At 68.5% G+C, this 4134-nt stretch carries 3 protein-coding genes; all 3 read right to left on the bottom strand.

The window, feature by feature from the left end:
• Positions 1-12: 12 nt before the first annotated feature.
• The 3 genes from ACFU7D_RS28950 to ACFU7D_RS28940 are packed head-to-tail and all read right to left on the bottom strand — an operon-like array spanning position 13 to position 4102.
• Positions 13-1296, bottom strand: coding sequence for an ABC transporter permease (locus tag ACFU7D_RS28950; RefSeq protein WP_378873797.1), 1284 nt, complete (start codon positions 1294-1296; stop codon positions 13-15).
• A 5-nt stretch (positions 1297-1301) separates the two neighbouring features.
• A complete protein-coding gene (locus ACFU7D_RS28945; protein WP_378873794.1) occupies positions 1302-2591 on the bottom strand; it encodes an ABC transporter permease in 1290 nt (429 codons plus the stop codon).
• Positions 2588-4102 (bottom strand): ABC transporter ATP-binding protein, encoded by a 1515-nt coding sequence (locus ACFU7D_RS28940; RefSeq protein WP_378727458.1) that lies wholly within the window; start codon positions 4100-4102, stop codon positions 2588-2590. The genes ACFU7D_RS28945 and ACFU7D_RS28940 overlap by 4 nt, the downstream gene beginning before the upstream one ends.
• Positions 4103-4134 lie beyond the last annotated feature (32 nt).

The raw sequence follows: 4134 nt of genomic DNA, 5'->3' as shown, positions 1-4134 counted from the left end.
GGGCTAGCCCGGCTAGCCCTTTCGGTACGGCACCCCGTCGGCGGCCGGGGCACGTGAGTGCCCGACGAGGCCGGCGACGGCGAAGATCGTCACGACGTACGGCAGCATCAGCATGAACTGCGACGGCACCGGAGAGCCGATCACCGAGAGCACGGACTCGACGTTGGACGCGAAGCCGAAGAGCAGCGCCGCCAGGGTCGCCTTGATCGGGTCCCACTTGCCGAAGATCACCGCGGCCAGCGCGATATAGCCCGCGCCGCCGGTCATCTCTCGACCGAAGGACGGCACCGAGACGAGCGTGTAGGTGGCCCCGCCGATGCCCGCGATCGCGCCGGCCAGGATCACGGTGCGGTAGCGGGTGGCGATCACGTTGATGCCGACGGTGTCCGCCGCCTTCGGGTGCTCGCCGACCGCGCGCACGCGCAGGCCCCACTTGGACCGGTACAGGGCCCAGGCGATGAGGAAGACGGCGGCGTACATGATGTAGACCAGCACCGTCTGGCGGAAGAAGATCGGGCCGAGCACCGGAATGCCGGACAGCAGCGGAATCTCCAGGCGCGGGAAGTGGGGTGGGTTGTTGAGCGCCGCGGCGTTCTCCGAGAGGACCTGGGAGAACATGAAGCTGGTGAAGCCGATCACGAGCACGTTGAGGACGACACCGACGATGACCTGTTCGACCCAGTAGGTGATCGCGAAGAGGCCCAGGAGCAGCGCGACCAGCATCCCCGCGACCATCGCTGCCACCAGGCCGGCCCAGGGACTGCCGGTGAGGGAGGCGACGATCGCGGCGCCGAAGGCGCCGAAGAGCAGCTGGCCGTCGATGGCGATGTTGACGACGCCCGACCGCTCACCGAGTACGCCGCCGAGAGCACCGAACACGAGCGGCACCGCGAGCGCCAGCGCGCCGGCGAGCAGGCCGACCACGGGAAGCGTCTTGCCGGCGACCGCCCAGGCCAGGAACCCGGACACCGCGATGACGGCGAAGGCGGCGACCAGCACCAGGGGAGTCTTGCGGCCGACGTGAGCGTTCCATGCTGCGTACGCCGTGCACAGCAGGCACAGCACCACGGCCGTCCACACGACGGCGTTGGCCGGCAGCGTGATGTCGGGGATGGCGAACCAGTCACCGTCACGGCTCCACCTGAAGGTGGAGTCGCCGGTGCGAGGAGCCAGGATGACCAGCAGCGCCACCAGCACGGTGAACACCGCCATGACGATGGGCGTTTTCCACAAGCCCGGGATGCGCTCGGCGACGACTGGAGCGTCGGAGTTGACCGGAAGATCGACGGTAGACACGGTCCTCAGGCCTCCTTAGTGGGGAGTCGGAAGATTGCCTTCACCAGAGGTGGCGCGGCGAGGAACAGGACGATCAGGGACTGGATGACCAGCACGATGTCGACCGGGATGCCTTCGGAGGCCTGCATGAAGAAGCCGCCGGACTTGAACGCGCCGAACAGGAGCCCGGCGGCCAGGATGCCGAACGGGCGCGAGCGGCCCAGCAGCGCGACGGTGATCGCGTCGAAGCCGATCCCGGCATCGAGGCCGCTGGTCGCGCCGTCGGTCACCGAGCCGAGCACCTGGTTGACCCCGGCCAGCCCGACCAGGGCGCCGGAGATCAGGAACGCGCTGAGGTAGGCGACCCCGACGTTGATGCCGGCAGCCTTTGCGGCCGAGGGGTTCTCGCCGACCGCGCGGAACCGGTAGCCGAGCGAGGAGCGATTGAGGATCCACCAGACCAGGAACGTCGCCAGCACCGCGAGCAGGAACCCGGCATGCAGGTTGAACTGCTGCCCGAGGAGGTCCGGCAGGATCGCCGACTCCGGCATCGGCGAGGACTTGGGGTTGCCCGACCCGGGCGCCTGGAGCAGCGACTTGCGGGTCAGCGCGTAGAAGACCAGGTAGTAGCCGATGTAGTTGAGCATGATCGTCACGATCACCTCGTGGGCACCGGTGAGCGCCTTGAGGAGGCCGGCGATCCCGCCCCACAGGGCGGCGACCAGCGCACCGACGAGGATCGCCAGCGGCAGGTGCACGATCATCGGCAGGTCGAGCCTGACCGCCACGAACGCGGCCGCGGCGCCGCCGAGCAGCATCTGACCACGGCCGCCGATGTTGAAGAGCCCGGCGCGGAAGGTCAGGCCGATGCCGAGCCCGGCCAGCGTCAGCGGCGCGGCGAACTTCATCGTCTCGGTGATCGGCTTGATCTGCTGGGTGAACGTGCCGCCCAGGTCGTTGTAGACCGCACCCCGCCACAGCGAGACGTACGCCCCCGAGATGGCCTCCCACGCGTAGACGAACGTGTCGGAGGGGCGGGCGAAGAAGTAGGAGAGCCCGTAGCGGACGTCCTCGTCGGTGAAGAGGATCATCAGCGACCCGACGAACATCGCGAGCACCACCGAGAGCACCGCGACCAGCGCGTTGCCCGTGGTGATCTCGCGCATCGCCAGGTGCCAACGGCTCGCCTCGGGCACCCGGTCGGCGTCGGAGGACGCCTTCACCGCATCGGCCGCCTCAGTCAGCTCGGTCGGCTCAGTAGGTTCGGTCGGCTCCGTCGTCTCGGCCGGCTCGTTCTCCGGCCCCTTCTCACTCACGACTCGTTCCCTTCAGGAGACTCGCCGGCCATCATCAGGCCGAGGGTGTCGCGGGAGGTGTCGGCGGGCACGATGCCGACGACCCGTCCGCGGTAGAGGACCATGATCCGGTCGGCGAGGGCGGCGATCTCGTCGAGCTCGGTGGAGACCACGAGCACCGGGACACCGGTGTCGCGCGCGGCCACGATCTGCTGGTGGATGAACTCGATCGACCCGACATCGACGCCGCGCGTCGGTTGTGCCGCGACGAGAAGCCGCAGGTCACGTGAGAGTTCTCGGGCGACGACGACCTTCTGCTGGTTGCCGCCCGACAGCTGCCCGGCCAGGGTCGAGACCCCGGGGGCGCGTACGTCGTACTCGGCCAGCTTCTCCTTGGCGAAGGTGTCGAGCCTCTTCAGGTTCAGCGAACCGCGCGAGACGAAGGGCTCGTCATAGCTGCGGTTGAGCATGAGGTTCTCGGAGATGGTGAAGTTGCTGACCAGGCCGTCGACCTGGCGGTCCTCGGGGATGAACCCGATCCCCGCCTCGAGCGCCTTGCGGACCGAGCGGCCCACGATCTCGCGGCCGTCGAGACTGATCGATCCCTCGACGTGCGGGGCCAGGCCCACCATCGCCTCGGTGAGCTCGGTCTGGCCGTTGCCCTGCACCCCGGCGACGGCCAGGATCTCACCGGCGTCGATGTGGAAGCTGATCGAGTCGACGTGGATACGCCCGTCCTCGTCGGTCACCGTGAGGTCGGAGACGACGAGTGCGCGCTCGCCCGGCTGCGCCGGGTCCTTGTGCACCTTGAGCTCGACCGGGCGCCCGACCATCAGGGCCGCGAGCTCGGCGTTGGACGCCTCCGGGGAGGCCTCGCCGACGACCGTGCCGCGGCGGATGACCGTGATCCGGTCGGCCACCTCGCGCACCTCGCGCAGCTTGTGGGTGATGAACACGATGCCCGTGCCCGACTCCTTGAGCTGGCGCATGATCGCCATCAGCTCGTCGGTCTCCTGGGGTGTCAGCACAGCGGTCGGCTCGTCGAAGACGAGCACCTCGGCATCGCGCGAGAGCGCCTTGATGATCTCGACCCGCTGCTGCACGCCGACGGGGAGATCCTCGACGAGCGCGTCGGGGTCCACGTGGAAGCCGAAGCGGTCGGAGATCTCCCTGACCCGCTTGCGGGCGGCATCGAGGTCGAGGCTGCCGGCGAACCCGGTGGCCTCATGACCGAGCATGACGTTCTCGGCGACGGTGAAGACCGGGATGAGCATGAAGTGCTGGTGCACCATGCCGATGCCGGCGGCCATCGCGTCGCCGGGACCCTTGAAGCGCTGCGGCTCGTCATCGATGACGATCTCGCCCTCGTCGGCCTGGTAGAGGCCGTAGAGCACGTTCATCAGCGTGGACTTGCCCGCGCCGTTCTCACCGAGGAGGCAGTGGATCTCACCCGGCTCGACGGTCAGGGAGATGTGGTCGTTGGCGACCAGGGAGCCGAAGCGCTTGGTGATGTCGCGAAGCGCGAGTCTCATGGCACGGATCATTCCTTGCAGGGTGGAGAGAT

This window comes from Nocardioides sp. NPDC057577 (genome assembly GCF_042801335.1).
Taxonomy (GTDB): Bacteria; Actinomycetota; Actinomycetes; order Propionibacteriales; family Nocardioidaceae; genus Nocardioides.
The sequence above is the reverse complement of the archived record's forward strand: the minus strand, read 5'-3'. Positions and strand labels throughout refer to the sequence as shown.